Source organism: Parvibaculum sp., assembly GCF_030651915.1.
Lineage (GTDB): Bacteria > Pseudomonadota > Alphaproteobacteria > Parvibaculales > Parvibaculaceae > Parvibaculum.
In genome coordinates this window covers 134,571-153,885 of record NZ_JAUSBV010000005.1, presented here as the reverse complement: position 1 = coordinate 153,885, position 19,315 = coordinate 134,571, and the positions used below count along the sequence as shown (strand labels likewise).

The window sequence follows — 19,315 nt, the reverse complement described above, 5'->3', positions numbered from 1 at the left end:
TCACCTCGCCGGCTCGACACGCAGCAGGCTGCCGTTCTCCTTGTCGGTCAGCAGATACAGATAGCCGTCGGGTCCCGTGCGCACTTCGCGGATACGCTGGCCGAGCTCGCCAAACAATTCTTCTTGACCGGCGACGGCTCCATCGACCAGGTGGATGCGGCGGACGTGCTGCCCCGCCAGCGCACCGACAAAGAGATCGCCCTGCCATTGCGGGAATTTGTCGCCCCGATAGAGAGTGAAGCCCGCAGGTGCGATAGACGGCGTCCAGTGCAGGAAAGGCTGTTCCATGCCTTCATATTCGACAAACGGAGAAACGCGTGCGCCCGAATAATCGATGCCGTGCGTGATGACCGGCCAACCGTAGTTCTTGCCGGGCTCGATGATGTTGATTTCGTCGCCGCCTTGCGCGCCGTGTTCGTGCGCGTAGACCCGGCCCGATGCATCATCGCGGAGAATACCTTGCACGTTGCGGTGGCCGTAGGTCCATATCTGCGGCAGCGCGCCCTCGCGCCCAACAAACGGATTGTCCGCCGGCACGCTGCCGTCGTCGTTGATGCGGATGATCTTGCCGAGATGGTTGCCGAGCATTTGCGCGTGCTCGCGATAGTCGAAACCATCGCCCGTTGTCACCAGCAGCGTGCTATCCGGCAGGAAAAGGAGCCTGCCACCATAGTGAACGGGCGTGTCCTTCAGTGGCTCGACCTCGAAGATCACCTCGAGATCGTGCAGCGAAGCGCCGTCGAACCGCGCCCGGGCGACGCGCAGCGCATTGGCATCTGCGGTGCCGTGCGCGTAGGAAAGATAGAGCAGACCGTTGGTCGCAAAGTCGGGATGGAGGACGGCGTCGAAGAGACCGCCCTGGCTGCGGAAGAACACAGGCGGCACACCGGCCACCGGATCGGGCGACAGCGCGCCGTCCTTGATCGACCTGATCTGGCCGCTCAACTCGACGATGAGCATCGACCCGTCGGGCAGAAAGGTCAGGCTCCAGGGGTGGTCGAGGCCCTCGGCCACAGGCACGAGGCGGTAGTCGGCGCTCGTAGGCGCCGCTTCCTGGGCGAGGGCCACCCCCGCGGCGGCCGTAGAAAGAGAAATCGTCAGCGCAAGGCCCATCAATATCCGTTTGCTCATTTGCCCGATTCCCGTCCCCTGTGCTTCCATTCTGTGCAATCCTAGCGTGAGATCGGGGCAGAAAGAAATCATGGGGACGAATATGTGGGTCTTGAGGGTCGTGCTGGCCTATGTTCTGGCGGTTGTCGTTGCCACGGTGCTGGGCGCGGTCGCGCATACGCAGTTTGTTCTGGCGCGCCTTACCGGCCTCGGTGTCGATATATCGCTCGGCGAGCGGCTGTCGACGACGCTGCACGACATCGTCGGCATGGCGCCACTCTTCGGCGCGATCGTCGGTGCGGGCTTCATTGTCGCGCTTTCGGCCGGCGCACTGGTCTTCAAACTGGCCGGGGTTCAGCGCACATTGATCTACACTGTGGCAGGCGCGGTTTCTCTTGGTGTGACGCTTCTGGTGATGAACTTTATTTTCGAAATCACAGCGATAGCCGGCGCCCGCTCGACGCTCGGCTTCCTCGCCCAGATGGCGGCCGGCGCCATTGGCGGCCTGACCTTTGCAAAGGCCCTGCCGGCGCGTTGATTGCTGCGCGGTGAATGCCGGGAAGTGGACTGTTGCGCTGCGGCTTCGGGCGGCGCAATTCCGGCGCGCGCCATATCTGAAAATCTTGCCTCTTTGCGCCAGCCGGTGCAGCCTGTTGACTTGGCGCGCCCGGGGATGGGTGCGTCAGTCGGGGCGTCGTGTCGGTTTGGGGTGCTGCATTTGCCTGGGGCTGTAAGGATTTATGTCAGATATGTCGAGGCCGTGAACCGCGTGGTCGGACGGCTCGCCATGTATTTGATCTTTGTGATGATCGGCATCCTGCTCTATTCCTCCTTTTCGCGAACCGTCTACAACGTGCCCATCGTCTGGGTGATGGAGATGGGCCAGTTTCTGCTGGCCGCCTATTATCTTCTGGGCGGCGCTTACGCCATGCAGATCGACGGTCACGTCCGGATGGACCTTCTCTATGGCCGGCTGTCACCGCGCAAGAAGGCCTTCACCGACACCATCACCGCCTTCTTCCTGATCTTCTACCTCGTGGTGCTGCTGATGGGTGGCATATCGAGCACCGAATATGCGCTCACCTACGGCCAGAAAAATTACACCGCCTGGGGCCCGCCGCTGGCGCCCATCAAGATCATTATGACCATCGGCATCGGCCTGATGCTGTTGCAGGCAGTCGCGATCTTTTTCCGGGACCTTGCGCGCGTTCGCGGTGAGGAACTCGAATGAGCTACCAGCTGATCACGCTGCTGATGTTCTCGTCGCTGATGCTGCTGCTGCTCACCGGCCAGCGCGTCTTCGGCGCGATCGGTTTCGTCGCCGCGGCCGCAGCACTGCTGCTCTGGGGCGATGGCGGCTCTGAAATGCCGTTCAACGCCAGCTTCATCGTCCTCAACTGGTATCCGCTACTGACGCTGCCGCTCTTCATCTACATGGGCTACATGCTGTCGGAATCCGGCATCGCTAACGATCTCTACAAGGCATTTCACGTCTGGATGGGCCCGCTCAGCGGAGGCTTGGCGATCGGTACGGTCGGTCTGATGGTCGTGATCTCGGCCATGAACGGATTGAGCGTCGCCGGCATGGCAATCGGTGCCAGCATCGCGCTGCCGGAGCTGTTGCGGCGCGGTTATGACAAGGTCATGGTGACGGGCGTCATCCAGGCCGGCAGTTCGCTCGGTATCCTCATCCCGCCCAGTGTTGTGCTTGTCCTCTACGCGATGATCGCGCGACAGCCGGTGCTGCAACTCTGGCTTGCCGGCGTCGTGCCCGGACTGATCATGGCGACCTTCTTCGCCATCTACATCTACATCCGCTGCCGTCGCAACCCTGCGCTCGCACCCACTTTGCCGCCCGAGGATCTTGATGTCGGTTTGAAGGAAAAGCTCCTGCTGCTGCGCGCCGGCATCGCGCCGCTGGCGATATTTTTCGCGATGATGGGGCTTTTCCTGATGGGCGTGACGAGCCTCGTCGAAAGTGCGGCGGTCGGCGCTGCGGCGGCGACGCTGGTGGCTCTGTTCAAGCGCCGTCTCACCGGGCATGTGCTCGACGAAACGATGCGCAAGACGCTCAGCATCACCTGCATGTTCATGTGGATCATTCTTGCGGCGCTTTGTTTCGGCGCCGTCTATGACGGCCTCGGTGCCAAGCGTGCTATCTCGGCGCTGTTTCTCGAAACATGGGACCTCACCCCGTGGGAAATCCTCATTATGATGATGGTCTCTTTCGTCATTCTCGGCATGTTCCTCGACGATACTGCAATGCTGGTCATCGTCGCGCCGCTCTACGTCCCGCTGATCATCAGTCTCGGGTTCAATCCAATCTGGTTCGGTGTGCTCTACGTGATGACCTGCCAGGTGGCCTACATCACCCCGCCTTTTGGCTATAATTTGTTTCTGATGAGGGCGATGGCGCCCCCGGAGATAACGCTTGTCGACATCTACCGGTCAATCGTACCGTTTGTATTCATTATGCTGTTCACAATCGGTATCGTGATGGCATTTCCTCAGCTGGCCCTTTGGCTGCCTGATTTGTACGCAGGACGATGAGTGGGACGATCAGCGCCGGATTTCAGCGGTCATCCGGGGCCTGAAAAAAGGGGATCGACGTTAAGACCGCGAACGGACTTCTTCATTCGAGCGGATTGGCGCCCGTTGTCCATCGGGCGCAACCCGGAACATTCCAGTGGATAGGGACCAATCGAGATGAACGACCGCACGAAACTGAACAAACGCGACTTTCTGAAAAAGGCCGGCGTGGCATCGGTTGCCGCCGTCGGCGCAACAACCCTGGCCGCGCCTTACGTGAAGGCGCAGAGCCCGATCAAGTGGCGCATGCAGACCTATGCAGGTGCCTCGCTTGCCGAACACGTCATCAAGCCGTCGATCGATGAGTTCAACAAGGCCGCCAACGGCGAAATGGAAATCGAACTCTTCTATGCCGACCAGTTGGTGCCGCAGGGCGAACTTTTCCGCGCCGTGCAGAACGGCACCATCGACGCCGCACAAAGCGACGACGACAGCATGGCCTCGCCCGTGGACGTTTCGGTCTTCGGCGCCTACTTCCCCTTCGCTTCGCGCTACGGCCTCGACGTGCCGGTGCTGTGGGAATGGTACGGCCTGCGCGAACTCTGGGAAGAAGCCTATGCCGAAGTGCCGGGCGTCACCTGGCTCAGCGCCGGCGCATGGGACCCGTGCAACTTCGTCACCAACAAACCGATCCGTTCGCTTGAAGATCTGAAGGGCTTGCGCGTCTTCACCTTCCCGACAGGCGGCACCTTCCTGCAGCGCTTCGGCGTCGTGCCGGTGACGCTGCCATGGGAAGACATCGAAGTGGCGATCCAGACCGGCGAGCTCGACGGCGTCGCCTGGTGCGGCGCGACCGAGACCTATACGGTCGGTTGGGCCGACATCACCAAGTACTACCTCACCAACAACATCTCCGGTGCCTGGGCGGGTTCCTACATCGCCAACACCGACAAGTGGAACGCGCTGCCCGAGCACCTGAAGACGCTCTTCAAGCTCTCCATGGACAGCTCTCACTACTATCGTCAGCACTGGTACTGGTGGGGCGAGGCGCATTACCGCACGACCGGCGGCAAGCTCGAACTGACGACCATTCCTGAAGCGGAGTGGAAGACGGTCGAGGACGAGGCGCTCAAATTCTGGGATGAGATCGCCCAGAAGAGCCCGCGCAACGCCAAGATCGTGCAAATCCTGAAGAACTACGCCGACACGATGCGCAAGGCGGGCGCGCCCTACCGCTACGGCTAGGCGCTCGCGCCAGCGCCGACAGCTTCGGGCTCCGTCGAAAGACGGGGCCCGATCGCTATCTGACGTCGCGAAACCGGGATGAATCCCGAACCCTTTGACATGTAGTAATTAAATTTTATCATTTGACCAAAGAAATCGTGACACGCAAGGGATGGAGCAGGCCGAATGGCTGACACAACAGGCAATGCCGAACTCGGATTCGATCCGACGGCCCTGAAGGAAAAATATCGTGCCGAGCGCGACAAGCGCCTCCGCGCCGACGCCAACGAGCAATATGTCGAGATCAAGGGCAAGTTCGCGCACTACCTCGACGACCCCTATGTCGAACCGGGCTTCGCACGCGCGCCGCTGACGGATGAAGTCGATGTCGTGGTCGTCGGTGGCGGCTTTGGTGGCTTGCTCGCCGGCGCGCGACTGCGCGAGGCCGGCGTCGAAAGCGTCCGCATGATCGAGAAGGGCGGCGATTTCGGTGGTACCTGGTACTGGAACCGCTATCCGGGCGCAGCCTGCGACATCGAATCCTACATCTATCTGCCGCTCCTCGAAGAAGTCGGCTACATGCCGGTGGAGAAGTACGCGAAGGCGGCCGAAATTCTCGAACACAGCCGCGCCATCGGCCGGCATTTCGATCTCTATCGCGACGCACTCTTTCAGACCGAAGCGACTGAACTTCGCTGGGACGACGGCATCGCGCGCTGGATCGTGCGCACCAATCGCGGCGACGCCATCAAGGCGCGCTTCGTGGTGACGGCGAGCGGCCCGCTCCATCGGCCGAAGCTGCCAGGCATCCCTGGAATCGCGAGCTTCAAGGGGCATTCCTTTCACACCAGTCGCTGGGACTACGAATATACCGGCGGCGATTGTAACGGCGGCCTCGACGGCCTGAAGGACAAGCGCGTTGGCATCATCGGCACCGGCGCGACGGCGGTGCAATGCGTGCCGCATCTCGGCGCCTGGGCGAAGGAGCTCTTCGTCTTCCAGCGCACGCCCTCATCCATCGACGTGCGCAACAACCGCCCGACCGATTCCGATTGGGCGAAAGGCCTGCCGGCCGGCTGGCAGCAGCACCGTATGGACAATTTCAACACGCTGGTCTCTGGCGGCTATCAGGAAGAAGACCTCGTCAACGACGGCTGGACCGACATCATTGGCAATCTCCTGATGATGGCGCGCAAGAACACCGGCGACCGCTCGCCGGCCGACATGGCCGAGATGGTTCAGCTTGCCGACTTTCAGAAAATGGAATCGATCCGCAAGCGCGTCGAAACCGTGGTCACGGACCCGGCCAAGGCTGAGGCGTTGAAGCCCTGGTACAACCAGTTCTGCAAGCGCCCCTGCTTCCACGACGAATATCTCGACACCTTCAATCGCTCGAACGTCCACTTGATCGACACACAAGGGCGCGGCGTCGAGCGCATCGGCGAGCACTCGATTGTCGCCAATGGTTGGGAATTCGAGATCGACTGCCTGATCTACGCGACCGGCTTCGAAGTCGGCACCAGCTACACGCGCCGTGCCGGCTTCGAGATCTGCGGCCGTGAGGGTCTTTCGCTTACCGAGAAGTGGCAGGACGGCGTCTCGACGCTGCACGGCATGCACACGCGCGGCTTCCCCAACTGCTTCATCGTCAGCAATTCGCAATCTGGCTTCACCGCCAACTTCCCGCACATGCTCAACGAGCAGTCGAAGCATCTTGCCTACATCGTCAGGGAATGCATCGACCGTCAGGCGCGTGTCGTCGAAGTGGCGGAAGACGCCGAAAAGGAATGGGTGGACGCCGTCATCAAGGCGTCGGCCTTCAACCGCCGCTTCCTCGAAGAATGCACGCCCGGCTACTACAATAACGAGGGCAAGCCCTCGGAACTCGCCATTCGCAACGGCTTCTACGGGGGCGGTTCGGTCGCTTTTATCAAGATCCTCGAAGACTGGCGGGATAAGGGCGACCTTCCGGGTCTCATGGTGCAGTGAGGTTGAGGGGAAAGGTTTTGGGGGTGCCGGGCATGAAATGCGCGGCGCCCCTGCGGGGCAATTGGTGAGCGACGGCAAGGTGTTGACGGCTGAGGCAGTGGCGAATAGGTTCGCCGCGCGCAACCGAGCTGCGCCGTGCCCGGGCCGCACCGCCTTAATGGCGGAGAGCCGGGCAGAATCGGCATCTTGGGGGATCGTCTAACGGTAGGACTGCAGACTCTGACTCTGCCTATCTAGGTTCGAATCCTAGTCCCCCAGCCAGCCTTCGCCCGAGCGGGCTTCGGCTGGGCAAGCCGTGAATGGGCGCCGGCTGTCCCGCCGGCGTTTTAGCGGAGGCGGACATGCAATGCAGGCATATCCGATTCCCAATCGCGTCACCCCACGCGCTTTACCCCGCGTTCCAAGCTGCTAGACTGCCTCCAACTGAAAGAACAGGGAATCCGGTCGGAAGCGCGGTGCGCGTAAAGCGATGCCTCGCCGCTTCCCGGGTCTGAGAGCCGTGCGCCCAGAAACCGACGGCGGTTCCGGCGGCCTCGATTTGGCCGCCGTCGCTGAAAAGGGCCTTTCCGCGCCGCACCAGCCCTCCGGGGAGGGCGTTGCCGAGGCCGCCAGCCAAGCCACCGATGCGTCGGGGGCAATGCATGGGCATGCCGGGAACGAACAGCCGACGGGCCATGACGAACCTCGCCCGAAACGCCGCCGTCGTGGCCGTCGGGGCGGGCGTCAGGCTGAGCGCGCCGACCAGCCAAAGCAACCCGTCGCTCTGCGTCAGCAAAAGACGCATACCGTGCGAGCGGCGGCTGACATTCTCTATGCGGCGCTTGATCTCGGTACCAATAATTGCCGCTTGCTGATCGCCCGTCGAAACAATGACGGCTTCAAGGTTGTCGACGCCTACTCCCGAATCGTACGTTTGGGCGAAGGGCTTGGCCGCACAGGCGCGCTGAGCGAGGCGGCAATGACCCGCGCCATCGAAGCGCTGAAAATTTGCGCCGACAAGATGGCGCGACGCGGCGTTGTTCGTACCCGGACCATCGCCACCGCAGCCTGCCGAACGGCATCTAACAGCGACATCTTTGTCGAACGGGTCAAGAAGGAAACGGGCCTTTCCCTTGAGATTGTCTCAACCGAAGACGAGGCGCGCCTGGCGGTCGCCGGATGTGCGCCGCTCCTCGATCCGGGCTGTTCCTCCGCGCTGGTATTCGACATCGGCGGCGGTTCGACAGAGCTGATCTGGGTCAGGATGCCGGATGGAGATACGCGGCACCGCCCGGTGATAGGTGACTGGATCTCATTGCCTTGTGGCGTTGTCACGCTGGCCGAGCACCACGGTGGTGTTGACGTACCGGTCGCGCTCTATGACCGAATGGTCGCCGAAGTCGGTGAACGGCTTGAGCCATTTCTGGAACGCGTACGTGAATTGGATGCAGGGCAGGGCGGCTTCCATCTGCTCGGCACATCCGGCACCGTTACCACAATCGCTGGCGTTCATCTCGGCCTCGATCGCTATGATCGAACGCGTGTGGACGGTATCTGGATTTCCCCCGTCGACGTTCACCGCGTCACGCAGTCGCTCCTCGCAATGAGTCACAGCATGCGCGCTGCACATCCCTGTGTAGGTGACGAGCGCGCCGACCTTGTGCTCGCTGGCTGCGCAATTTTCGAGGCGATTGCGCGTGCCTGGCCGGCCGAACGGCTGCGGGTGGCCGATCGCGGTTTGCGCGAGGGAATACTGATGTCCTTGATCGAAAGAGATGCGCGACGCGGTCGCCGTCGGCGCCGAAGGCGCCGCCGTAATGCAAAGCGGTTCGACGGAGCAATAGCACAACCGGTTCAGGTGAAGTGAGATGGCCACAGGCGACAAAAGCGGTGGCAAAGGCGTTGGCGGCGGTGCCCGTGCGCTGAAAGTGCGCGTCAAGACCGCCCGCAAGCGCAGCAACTCGTCGACACGCTGGCTACAGCGGCAGTTGAACGATCCCTATGTCCATGCGGCAAAACGCGAAGGCTATCGCTCGCGCGCCGCCTTCAAGCTGACTGAGATCGACGACAAATATCGCTTCCTGAAGCCCGGCGGCCGGGTGGTCGATCTTGGCTGCGCGCCGGGCGGCTGGACCCAGGTCGCCGTCGCCCGCGTCAATGCGCAAGGTACGGCCGGCAACAAGCAGGGCAGCGTCATCGGCCTCGATTACCTCGAAATGGACCCGGTGCCCGGCGCCACCATCCTGCAGCTCGACTTCCTTGACGAAGGTGCCGATACACGCGTGAAAGAGTTGTTGGCGGGCGAGGCCGATGTCGTTTTGTCGGACATGGCAGCGCCGACCACCGGCCACAAACAGACTGACCACATGCGCATTATGTCGCTCTGCGAGATCGCGGCGCAGTTCGCGGTCGAAGTGCTGGCGCCCGGCGGCACCTTCCTCGCCAAGGTGCTGCGCGGCGGCACCGAAAACGAACTGCTGGTCCTCCTGAAGCGCCACTTCCAGACCGTCCGCCACGTCAAACCCAAGGCGAGCCGCGCCGATTCGGCCGAGATGTATGTGCTGGCCCAAGGCTTTAAGGGCCGTTCCGCAAGCGATTCGGTAGACACCGAATAACGCCCCAAAACTGCCTTTGCATTCCCCGATATAGATGTTAAAAGCCAGCGCCAACACACGATAGGGTGTGTCCCCGCATCGGGGCCAAGGTAAAGGCTGGCAGTATGATCCGTGAAGCGCTGACATTCGACGATGTCCTCCTGCTCCCTGCCGCTTCCACGGTTCTCCCAAGCCAGGCCGACACAAAGACGCGACTGACACGGTCGATCGCACTCGGCATTCCCATCATCTCCGCTGCCATGGACACCGTCACCGAAGCCCGCTTGGCCATAGCGCTGGCGCAGGCCGGCGGTATTGGCGTCCTCCATCGCAACATGGACCCGGAAGCGCAAGCCGAGCATGTGCGCCAGGTCAAGAAGTTCGAAAGCGGCATGGTGGTCAATCCGGTTACGATCGATCCGGACGCAACATTGGCCGATGCTTTCGCGCTGATGAAGCGGCACGGCATCACAGGCATTCCCGTTGTCGAGGCGACAGGAAAACTCGCCGGTATCCTGACAAATCGCGATGTGCGCTTCGCCACCAACATGCGCGAGCCCGTGCGTAATCTGATGACCAAGGAAGACCTTGTCACGGTGACGGATGGCGTCAGCCAGGAAGACGCCAAGCGGCTGCTGCACAAGCATCGCATCGAGAAACTTCTGGTGGTCGACGACGCCTACCGCTGCATCGGCCTCATCACCGTCAACGACATCGAAAAAGCGCAGCTTCACCCCAATGCGGCGAAGGACGAGCAGGGCCGCCTCCGCGTTGCCGCCGCCACCACCGTCGGCGATGAGGGTTTTGCCCGTTCCGAGGCGCTGATGGCCGCTGGCGCCGACGTGATTGTCGTCGACACCGCGCACGGACATTCAAAGCGCGTCTCGGAAGCGGTCGAGCGTATCAAGAAGATCTCCAATGCAACGCAGGTGATCGCCGGCAATGTGGCGACCGCCGATGCCGCGCGCGCCCTGATCGATGCCGGCGCCGACGCAGTCAAGGTCGGCATCGGTCCGGGTTCGATCTGCACCACACGCATTGTCGCCGGCGTCGGTGTCCCGCAATTGACGGCGATCATGGACGTGGCCGAGGCAGCGCAGAAAACCAACACCCCGGTCATCGCCGATGGCGGCATCAAGTTTTCAGGCGATCTCGCCAAGGCGATTGCGGCAGGCGCCGACTGCGCCATGCTCGGCTCGCTTTTTGCCGGCACAGAGGAGAGTCCCGGAGAGGTCTTCCTGTTCCAGGGCCGCTCCTACAAATCCTATCGAGGCATGGGTTCGGTCGGCGCCATGGCGGTGGGTTCCGCGGACCGCTACTTCCAGCAGGACGTCAAGGATTCGCTGAAGCTGGTGCCGGAAGGCATTGAGGGTCAAGTGCCCTACAAGGGCCCGGTCGGTGGTATCATCCACCAGCTTGTCGGCGGCCTGCGCGCCGCAATGGGCTACACTGGCAACGCCACGATCGCCGATTTCCAGAAGAACGCCGAGTTCGTTCGCATCTCGTCGGCAAGCCTGCGTGAAAGCCATGTGCACGACGTGACGATCACCCGTGAAGCACCGAACTATCCCGGCGGTGTGAGCTGATCGCGTATAGCGACACCGGGAGCTTCAAATGACGCCCGGGGCACGTCTGCAATCGGCAATCGATATTCTGACCGGCATTTTCGAAACGCGGCAGCCGGCCGACCGGGCCTTCGACACATGGTCGCGGTCGAGCCGGTTTGCCGGTTCGAAGGACCGTGGGGCCGTCAGTGAACTTGTCTTTTCTGTGCTCCGTCACCGTGCGCAGCTTGTGGCCGCCACCGGCTCGGACGCACCACGCCTGCTCGCTTTCGCGGCCATCGCATTGTTGCAAGGGGAGGGCGCGGAAGCTGCCGCGGCACGCGCCGATGGAACACCCCACGCACCCGCGCCCCTGACCATCGAAGAGAATGCCGCGCTCTGCGAAGCTGCCTTGCCCGGACCGGATGCACCGTCATGGGTCAGACTCAACTATCCTGAATGGCTGCATCCCGCGTTTGAATTGGCGCTTGGCGCGAGGCTCGAACGCGAAATGGCAGCGCTGATGGAGCGTGCGCCGACCGATTTGCGCGTCAACGCGCTGAAAGGGTCTCGCGACCACGCCAAGTCGGTGCTCGCCGATGAGAATGTAGCGACTGAACCGACGCCACTCTCGCCTTGGGGGTTGCGACTGGCAGGGCGGGCCAACATTCTGGGCCTCCCGAGCTTTCGCGACGGACTGGTCGAATTGCAGGATGAGGGCTCGCAACTGGCATGCCTGGCCACCGGTGTAAAACCCGGCGAGCAGGTGGTCGACCTCTGCGCCGGCGGCGGTGGCAAGTCGCTGGCGCTGGCCGCGATGATGCGCAATCGCGGCCAGGTCCATGCCTGCGACAACGATAGCCGCCGCCTCGACAAGCTGATGCCGCGTGCCCAGCGCGCCGGCATCCGCAACATCCAGACCCGCGCGCTCGGTGTCTTCGCGCCCGATGCACCGGATGCGGACCTGGCCGACCTCGAGGCCCGCATGGACTGTGTGTTGGTCGACGCACCCTGCAGCGGTACCGGCGCGTGGCGCCGCAATCCCGATGCGCGCTGGCGCCTGACACCGGAAATTCTCGCCGGCTACCACGCCGCGCAAACCGAGGTGCTGGCGCGCGCGGCACGGTTGGTCAGGCCAGGCGGCCGTCTTGTCTATGTCACATGCTCGCTGCTGCCGTCGGAAAACGATCAACAGGTTGCCGCGTTTCTGACAGCCGACCGCGGGTTCGCGGCGTTATCATGGCGCCTGATCTGGCCCGCCGATTTTCCGCCTCCGCCCGGTATCGGCGATGATCCCTTCCTCCGGCTGACGCCCGCCAGCACAGAAACGGACGGCTTTTTCATTGCCGTTCTGCGGCGGGAGGGCTGAGAATGTTGCGCTGCAGTGTGAGGCTTGACGGATTTCGGCAAGGGTGGTCTATCGGACCAAGCATCCCCCGAAAGCATGGACACATGCCCGCTGCCTCTCTCCGAAACCGGCTCCGAATGGTTTGCCCGCCCGCGCTGGCGCTCCTGCTGGCGCTGTTGCCGGGCGTGGCGATGGCGGTTGACGATGCATCGGCCCGCATATCGATTGTGCTCGGTGAGCGCGGCATTGAGGCGGTTGCGCGTGGCGACCTCGCTGGCGCGCAGAGACTGTTCGAACGCGCCATTGTGGCAAACCCGGCCAATGCGCCTGCCTACGCCCATCTCGGCGCTGTGCACCATGCGACGGGCGATGTGCGCCTTGCCCGCAAGTATTTTGGCATCGCGCTCTCCATCGATCCGACTGAGCTGGATGCCTTGAGCGGCCTCGCGCGTCTCGACATCGCCGAGGGCAATCGCGAGGCGGCGGCAGAGAGGCTCCGCGTCCTTCGCATCCATTGTGAATCTTGTGAACAGACGCGGGATATTGCCCGCATGCTCGAATCCGGGCCCGGTGCCCCATGAACCTGGTAGAAGGACGATGACCGAAGACCGCATCCTCATTATCGATTTTGGCAGCCAGGTAACGCAATTGATCGCGCGGCGTGTGCGCGAAAGCGGTATTTATTCGGAGATTGTTCCCTTCAACAAGGCTGAGGGGCTCGACAAGAGCTTCGCGCCCAAGGCGGTCATTCTTTCGGGGGGACCGGCCAGCGTCACCGGCATCGGCACGCCGCGTGCGCCCGAATGGGTGTTCAAGGCGGGCGTGCCCGTCCTTGGCATCTGCTACGGCGAACAGACCATGTGCGCCCAGCTCGGCGGCAAGGTCGAGAGCTCCGACGAACGGGAATTCGGCCGCGCCATCATCGAGGTTCTCGATGACAGCCCGCTCTTCGAGGGTCTGCTGCAGGCCGGTGAGAGCGAACCGGTCTGGATGAGTCATGGCGATCGTGTGGTCGCGCTGCCGCCGGGCTTCAAGACCATCGCGGTCAGCCGCAATGCGCCCTTTGCCGCCATAGCGGATGAAAGCCGCCGCTTCTATGGCGTGCAGTTCCATCCCGAAGTGATGCACACGCCGCGCGGCGCCGCGATGCTGAAGAACTTCACGCACAGGATTGCCGGCTGCAAGGGCGGCTGGACGATGGCAGCCTTCAGGGAAACAGAGATCGCCAAGGTCCGCGCCCAGGTCGGCAAGGGCAAGGTGATTTGTGGCCTTTCGGGCGGCGTTGATTCATCCGTGGTTGCGGTGCTGCTGCACGAGGCCATCGGCGACCAGCTTCAATGCGTTTTCGTCGACACCGGCATGATGCGCGCCGGCGAGGCCGATCAGGTCGTCAATCTCTTCCGCCACCACTACAACATCCCGCTGGTCAACCGCGACGCGACGGACCTCTTCCTCGGCAAGCTCGACGGTGTTTCCGATCCGGAAAAAAAGCGCAAGATCATCGGCGCCACCTTCATCGACGTCTTCGAGGAGGAGGCGAAGAAGATCGGTGGCGCCGACTTCCTGGCGCAAGGCACGCTCTATCCGGACGTGATCGAAAGCGTTTCCTTCGCTGGCGGTCCATCGGTCACGATCAAGAGCCACCACAATGTCGGCGGTCTGCCCGAGCGCATGAACATGAAGCTCGTGGAGCCGCTGCGCGAACTCTTCAAGGATGAGGTGCGAATCCTCGGCCGTGAACTCGGCCTGCCGGAAGAATTCGTCGGCCGCCACCCGTTCCCCGGCCCGGGCCTCGCCATCCGCGTTCCCGGCGAAATCACCCGCGAGAAGCTCGAAATCCTGCGTAAGGCCGACGTCATCTATCTCGACGAAATTCGCAGGGCCGGCCTCTACGATACGATCTGGCAGGCCTTTGCGGTGCTGCTGCCGGTGCGCACCGTCGGCGTCATGGGTGACGAACGCACCTACGACTATGTCTGCGCGTTGCGCGCCGTCACCTCGATCGACGGCATGACGGCGGATTACTATCCCTTCAGCCACGATTTCCTGGGCCACGTCTCGACCCGCATCATCAACGAAGTCCGCGGCATCAACCGCGTCGTCTACGACGTGACGTCGAAGCCGCCGGGAACGATCGAGTGGGAGTGATCCCGCTCAGCCCCTGACGAGAATCTCGCCGATCTGCACCGCGTTGAGCGCCGCGCCCTTCAGCAACTGGTCGCCGGCGACGAACATCGCGATCGAGCGCCCGCTCGGATCGGAAATATCCTGCCGGATGCGGCCGACCAGAATGTCGTCCTGGCCGGACGCATCCTTCGGCATCGGGAAATAGTTTCCCGCCACATCATCGACAATCTTGATGCCCGGCGCAGTGGAAAGAATCTCGCGCACCTGAGCCGGCGTGATCGGCCGCTCGCATTCGAAGTCGATGGCTTCGGAATGCGCGCGCAGCACCGGCACGCGCACGCAGGTCGCCGTCACGCGAATATCGTTGTCGCCGAAAATCTTCTTGGTCTCTTTCACCATCTTCATCTCTTCCTCGTTGTAGCCCGTCTCCGGGTCGACCTTCGAGTTGTGGCTGAAGACGTTGAAGGGGTAGGGATGTGGAATGATCTTCTGCTCAAAGGGCTCGCCCTTGAGGAAAGCACGCGTCGCTTCTTCGAGTTCCTCCATCGCCGCCGCACCCGCGCCCGACGCCGCCTGATAGGTCGCGGCGACGATGCGCTTCACACGGTTGACCTTGTGGATCGGCCACAGCGGCGTGATCGCAATGATGGTCGAGCAGTTCGGATTGGCGATGACGCCATTATGCTTGAGCGCCGCCTCCGGATTGATCTCGGGGATCACTAGCGGCACGTCGGCGTCCATGCGGAAGGCCGACGAATTGTCGATCATCACCGCGCCCGCGTCCTTCGCCGCCTTGACGAATTGCCGCGATATGCCGCCCCCCGCCGAAAAGAAGGCGATGTCGACGCCCGCGAAACTCGCTTCCGTCAGTTCCTCGACGACGATGCCCTGACCCCGGAATTTCATGGTCTTGCCGGCCGAGCGCGCCGAGGCGAGCAGCTTCAGCGCCTTCACCGGGAAGTTGCGTTCCTCAAGGCAGCGGATCATCTCGACGCCAACGGCGCCGGTCGCACCCGCAATGGCGACGACGGGGTTCGAAATCATGGGTCACGCTCCGGATCGGGCCGCACACCGGCCCTCTGAATTTGCGCCGTGCCTATAACAGTGCCGCGCGGCGCCTGCAAGGGGCGGAGGCGCGCGGCTCAGTCCTGCCTGAAGCCCTCGACGATCTCCGATATCCGTTTGAAAAAATGCAGGCCCCGCTCGATTTCCTCGTCCGACATATGGTCGATGATCCGCTGCACATAGGCCTCGCCGCCGGCGATCATCTTCTTCATATGCGCCTCGCCCTTGGGCGTCAGGATGACGATCTTCTCCCGCCCCGACTTCGGGTCCTCGACCAGCCGCACCAGCTCCAGCGGCGGCTGGGCCATCGCCCGCAGCGCCTTGGTAATGGCGGCGCCGGAAATCTCGAACCAGGTTTCGAGCGACCGCTCGATGGCCTTGCGGTTCATCTCCCGGCCGCCCTTGCCCTCCGAATGGATCAGCCAGAGCATTGCCACCTGATGGCGGCCGAGTTGCCCGCCGCGCAGCGCGTCCTCCACGCCGATGCCGGCCTTGTAGTGAATGGGATAGTAATATTCGAGAAACCGCAGCGCTGCGTCGGGGATCTGCGATGCGGCCTTGCCGCCCGGCTTTCCGCTCCCGGCCTTCTTGGTCGCCACACATTCGTCCTTTCGCTGCGCGGCCCGAAGGCGCGCGATTCCTTCGGCGCATCCTAGCGCGGACACCGCCGCCCCGGTCGTATAAACAATTTACAAAAGAAACAGTTTATGAAATGAATGAATAGCCGGATGCCGGAACCGGCCATGGATGAAATCGGGGAGGGAAGAATGCCAAACAGCCGGATTGCCGATGCCGGAGAGGTCGACCTGGAGGCGCTGGTTGCCGCGCTCCCGACCGGCGACACCATCGCCGCGCCTTACGCGCTCTATGACAGGCTGCGGCCCCACGCGCCGGTCTATGGCTATCGCGACTATCCGCCCGGCACGGTGCCGGACGCCGATGAGCCGGTCATGGCCTGGGTGTTGCTGGACTACGACCAGGTTTCCGCTGCGGCTCGCGATCATCGCCTGTTCTCGTCGCGCGACCCGCTGCAGGAACAGTCCTCCGCGCCGACCCTGATGCTGGTCAATCACGACAACCCCGAACATGACCGTTTGCGCGGCATCGTCAATCTGGCCTTCTCCCGCCCACGCGTCGAGGCGCTCGACCCCTGGGTGCGAGAAATTGTCGACGGCATGGTTGCCGAACTGGGCGATGGCGACGTCGAGGTCATGGAGGCGCTCTCGGCGCGCATTCCGGCGCGCATCATGGTCGGCCTGCTCGGCCTCCCCGAAAGCGTCGTCGATCGCTTCCGCGACTGGGCAACCGCCTTCATGCTTTCAGCCGATCTTTCGCCGGTCGAACGCGAGGCGAGCAACCGCGAACTGGTCGAATATTTCGTTGGCGTCGTCACCGAACACGACCGCGCGCTGCGGGCAGGGGGTGCGCTGCCGGACAGCCTGATCGTCGCCCTACTTGAGGCGGATGCCGGCGGCGAGAAGCTGACCCTCGATGAAGTGATCCGCTTCTGCATCACGCTGGTGGTGGCGGGCTCCGAAACCACGACCTTCCTGCTCGGCAACCTGCTTCACAACCTGGCCGCCATGCCGGAAGTCCGCGCGCAACTCGCTGCCGACCGCAAGCTTGTCGGCGCCTTCATCGATGAGAGCTTGCGCCACAGCGGCCCGCCGCAACGCCTGTTCCGCGTTGCGACGCGGGACGTCGAGATCGGCGGCCGATACATCGCGGAGGGAGATTGGGTGGCGCTCTTCTTTGCCGCCGCCAATCACGATCCGGCCGTGTTCCCGGATCCGGGTCGCTTCGACATCACGCGGCCGAACCTCAACAAACAGCTCACCTTCGGCGTCGGCATCCACCACTGTCTAGGTTCCGCTCTGGCGCGTATGGAAGGCCGGGCGCTTGTCGAGGCCATGCTGGCGCGCATGTCCGAAATACGTCTCGGCGATGCGCCGCCGGTGCCGCAGCGCGCGAGCCTCCTCAATCACGGATTCGACAGCCTGACCCTCCGTTTCACGCCAGCCCGCAAGGAGGCCGCCGAATGACCGCCACCGAAACCGCGCGCAACATTGCCGCGACGCAATCGCTCTTCGCCGCTTTCGGTGCGAAGGACATCCCCGCCATCATGATCTGGCTCCATCCCGACATCGTGATCGAGTTCTATGGCCCGTCGGCGATCCCCTATGCCGGCACCTATCGCGGTCTGAACGAAAGCCGTCGCTTCTTCGAGACAGTCCTCTCCTCGGTCGACATCCATCAATTCGACGCGGAGGAGTTCATCGCCGAGCGCGACAAGGTCATCGTGACCGGCCATCTCAATCTCACGGCCCGTTCGACCGGCCGGACAATCGACTCCGACTTCGTCCATGTGATCACCCTGCAGGACGAAAAGTGGCTCCGGTTCCGCGATTTCATGAATACCGCCGTTGCGGTCGCCGCTTTCTCTTGAGAGCCGAAACGGATAGTCTCTCTTCGCGCGGGGTGGGCCGAGAGGGAAAATCGGATGACGAACTGGCCAGTTCTTTTGGTGGCGACGGCTATATTGATCGCCGCACCGGTCTCAGTCCGGGCGGATGCGATTGCCGACAGCAATCTCTGTTATGCCCAGTTCAGCACCGGCGACAACAAGGCGGCGATCGCCTATTGCAGTAGCGCCATCGCATCGGGCGATCTCGACGATCCCGATCTGATCGCCGCCCTGATCAATCGCGGTGTCGCCTACAAGAATGTCGGCGACCTTGCCGCCGCCGTGAGCGACTACACGCGGGCCCTCGGCATGGCGCCGCGTGACGCGCTGCTCTACCAGAACCGCGCCAATGCGTTGCGTGAGATGGGCAATCTCGATGCCGCGCTTGCCGATGTCGAACAGTCGATCGGAATCGACCCGGAACGCGCCGGCGCCTGGTATGTCCGCGGCGCCATCAACGAAGCGCGCGGCGACCGCGACGCCGCCCGCGACGACTATCGCACGGCGCTCAATCTCGATCCGGAGAACGACGCCTACAAGGACAAATTCCTCGGGTTGAATCGATGACCCCGTTGAAGCTCGACATCATTCGGACGGTTCGCGAAGCCTATGGCGGCGCTTGGGCCCATATCGGAGAGATGCTGCGGCTGATCTGGTTGCCGGGCCTGCTCTATATGGGCACATCCATTGTCGCGACATATATCGACCCGCGAGAGCAGCTTCTTTTGTCGTTGCTGCTGAATGTCGTGGCGCTCTTCCTCTGGCCGATCATCGCCGTCACCTGGCACCGCTTCATCCTCATCGGCGATGCACCCGCCGGCCGGTTCCATCTGCATTTCGGACGCCGCGAAGCACGCTTTCTGATGATCTCGATTTTCCTCTTCCTGTTGCTTCTGCCGGGAATGCTGATGGCGATCGCCGGCACAGCCCTTGCGGAAGAACACCCGCAATCCACAACGGGCTCGCTGCTGGGCTTTGTCGGCATGATGCTGATTCTGGTGGCTCTCTACTTCTTTGTGCGCCTGTCGCTTCTCCTTCCGGCCGCGGCCGTGGACGATCGCATCGACGCGGGCCTCGTGCTGGAGCGCACCCGTGGCAACTTCTGGCGGATGGTCGCCGTGTTCGCACTGGTGGTGCTGCCCATTGTTGTCTGCCTCTTGCTTCTCGGGGCATTGGCACAGAGCATCCCGGCGCTTTCTATACTGGTTGCGGCCGCTTTCGCGCTCATCTCGATCTTCTTTGCCGTCGTCAATGTCGCAGTCCTCTCAGTCGTCTATCGGGAGCTGGTCGGCCCGCCCGGCACACAAGCTCCGGTCACGGACGATGACGATTATTGATCCCT

The 19,315-nt window shown here is 62.7% G+C and carries 18 protein-coding genes and 1 tRNA gene; 16 read left to right on the top strand and 3 right to left on the bottom strand.

What is annotated here, in order from left to right; all coding sequences use genetic code 11:
* The gene (locus Q7V31_RS05155; RefSeq protein WP_304732794.1) at positions 1-1,113 is read right to left on the bottom strand and encodes a PQQ-dependent sugar dehydrogenase; all 1,113 of its coding nucleotides are present in this window, start codon (positions 1,111-1,113) and stop codon (positions 1-3) included.
* Between the two features lie 88 nt (positions 1,114-1,201).
* Between Q7V31_RS05155 and Q7V31_RS05150 the strand changes: the two genes are divergently transcribed.
* The 12 genes from Q7V31_RS05150 to guaA all read left to right on the top strand — a co-directional run bounded on the left by Q7V31_RS05150 (position 1,202) and on the right by guaA (position 14,465).
* A complete protein-coding gene (locus tag Q7V31_RS05150) occupies positions 1,202-1,648 on the top strand; it encodes a hypothetical protein (RefSeq protein WP_304732792.1) in 447 nt (148 codons plus the stop codon).
* A gap of 180 nt (positions 1,649-1,828) precedes the next feature.
* Positions 1,829-2,341, top strand: a complete 513-nt coding sequence (locus Q7V31_RS05145; protein WP_304732791.1) for a TRAP transporter small permease subunit — start codon at positions 1,829-1,831, stop codon at positions 2,339-2,341.
* On the top strand, positions 2,338-3,660 hold the full coding sequence (locus Q7V31_RS05140; protein ID WP_304732789.1) for a TRAP transporter large permease subunit: 1,323 nt from the start codon (positions 2,338-2,340) through the stop codon (positions 3,658-3,660). Before Q7V31_RS05145 ends, Q7V31_RS05140 begins: the two co-directional genes overlap by 4 nt.
* Before the next feature lie 156 nt (positions 3,661-3,816).
* Complete coding sequence (locus tag Q7V31_RS05135) at positions 3,817-4,884, top strand: TRAP transporter substrate-binding protein (RefSeq protein WP_304732788.1); 1,068 nt, start codon at positions 3,817-3,819, stop codon at positions 4,882-4,884.
* A gap of 165 nt (positions 4,885-5,049) precedes the next feature.
* Positions 5,050-6,852 (top strand): NAD(P)/FAD-dependent oxidoreductase, encoded by a 1,803-nt coding sequence (locus Q7V31_RS05130; RefSeq protein ID WP_304732786.1) that lies wholly within the window; start codon positions 5,050-5,052, stop codon positions 6,850-6,852.
* Positions 6,853-7,039: 187 nt separating this feature from the next.
* Positions 7,040-7,113: transfer RNA gene (locus Q7V31_RS05125), tRNA-Gln, on the top strand.
* A 238-nt stretch (positions 7,114-7,351) separates the two neighbouring features.
* The gene (locus Q7V31_RS05120; RefSeq protein ID WP_304732784.1) at positions 7,352-8,698 is read left to right on the top strand and encodes a Ppx/GppA phosphatase family protein; all 1,347 of its coding nucleotides are present in this window, start codon (positions 7,352-7,354) and stop codon (positions 8,696-8,698) included.
* A 1-nt stretch (position 8,699) separates the two neighbouring features.
* A complete protein-coding gene (locus tag Q7V31_RS05115) occupies positions 8,700-9,446 on the top strand; it encodes an RlmE family RNA methyltransferase (protein WP_304732782.1) in 747 nt (248 codons plus the stop codon).
* Between the two features lie 104 nt (positions 9,447-9,550).
* Entirely contained in the window at positions 9,551-11,011 is a 1,461-nt protein-coding gene (gene guaB / locus Q7V31_RS05110) for an IMP dehydrogenase (protein ID WP_304732780.1), read from the top strand.
* 28 nt (positions 11,012-11,039) lie between these two features.
* Positions 11,040-12,338, top strand: a complete 1,299-nt coding sequence (locus Q7V31_RS05105) for an RsmB/NOP family class I SAM-dependent RNA methyltransferase (protein WP_304732779.1) — start codon at positions 11,040-11,042, stop codon at positions 12,336-12,338.
* A gap of 116 nt (positions 12,339-12,454) precedes the next feature.
* Positions 12,455-12,898, top strand: a complete 444-nt coding sequence (locus tag Q7V31_RS05100; protein ID WP_304732777.1) for a tetratricopeptide repeat protein — start codon at positions 12,455-12,457, stop codon at positions 12,896-12,898.
* A 16-nt stretch (positions 12,899-12,914) separates the two neighbouring features.
* Complete coding sequence (gene guaA / locus Q7V31_RS05095) at positions 12,915-14,465, top strand: glutamine-hydrolyzing GMP synthase (RefSeq protein WP_304732775.1); 1,551 nt, start codon at positions 12,915-12,917, stop codon at positions 14,463-14,465.
* Between the two features lie 6 nt (positions 14,466-14,471).
* On the opposite strand, the gene Q7V31_RS05090 is transcribed toward guaA, so the two are convergent.
* Complete coding sequence (locus tag Q7V31_RS05090) at positions 14,472-15,488, bottom strand: aspartate-semialdehyde dehydrogenase (RefSeq protein WP_304732774.1); 1,017 nt, start codon at positions 15,486-15,488, stop codon at positions 14,472-14,474.
* Positions 15,489-15,586: 98 nt separating this feature from the next.
* Positions 15,587-16,108 (bottom strand): MarR family winged helix-turn-helix transcriptional regulator, encoded by a 522-nt coding sequence (locus Q7V31_RS05085; protein ID WP_304732772.1) that lies wholly within the window; start codon positions 16,106-16,108, stop codon positions 15,587-15,589.
* A 168-nt stretch (positions 16,109-16,276) separates the two neighbouring features.
* Between Q7V31_RS05085 and Q7V31_RS05080 the strand changes: the two genes are divergently transcribed.
* The 4 genes from Q7V31_RS05080 to Q7V31_RS05065 are packed head-to-tail and all read left to right on the top strand — an operon-like array spanning position 16,277 to position 19,310.
* A complete protein-coding gene (locus Q7V31_RS05080) occupies positions 16,277-17,551 on the top strand; it encodes a cytochrome P450 (RefSeq protein WP_304732771.1) in 1,275 nt (424 codons plus the stop codon).
* Positions 17,548-17,955, top strand: a complete 408-nt coding sequence (locus Q7V31_RS05075; protein ID WP_304732769.1) for a nuclear transport factor 2 family protein — start codon at positions 17,548-17,550, stop codon at positions 17,953-17,955. Before Q7V31_RS05080 ends, Q7V31_RS05075 begins: the two co-directional genes overlap by 4 nt.
* Positions 17,956-18,009: 54 nt before the next feature.
* On the top strand, positions 18,010-18,540 hold the full coding sequence (locus Q7V31_RS05070; protein ID WP_304732767.1) for a tetratricopeptide repeat protein: 531 nt from the start codon (positions 18,010-18,012) through the stop codon (positions 18,538-18,540).
* Positions 18,537-19,310 carry a hypothetical protein gene (locus Q7V31_RS05065; RefSeq protein WP_304732766.1) on the top strand — a complete coding sequence of 258 codons (774 nt, stop codon included), beginning with the start codon at positions 18,537-18,539 and terminating at the stop codon, positions 19,308-19,310. The genes Q7V31_RS05070 and Q7V31_RS05065 overlap by 4 nt, the downstream gene beginning before the upstream one ends.
* Positions 19,311-19,315 lie beyond the last annotated feature (5 nt).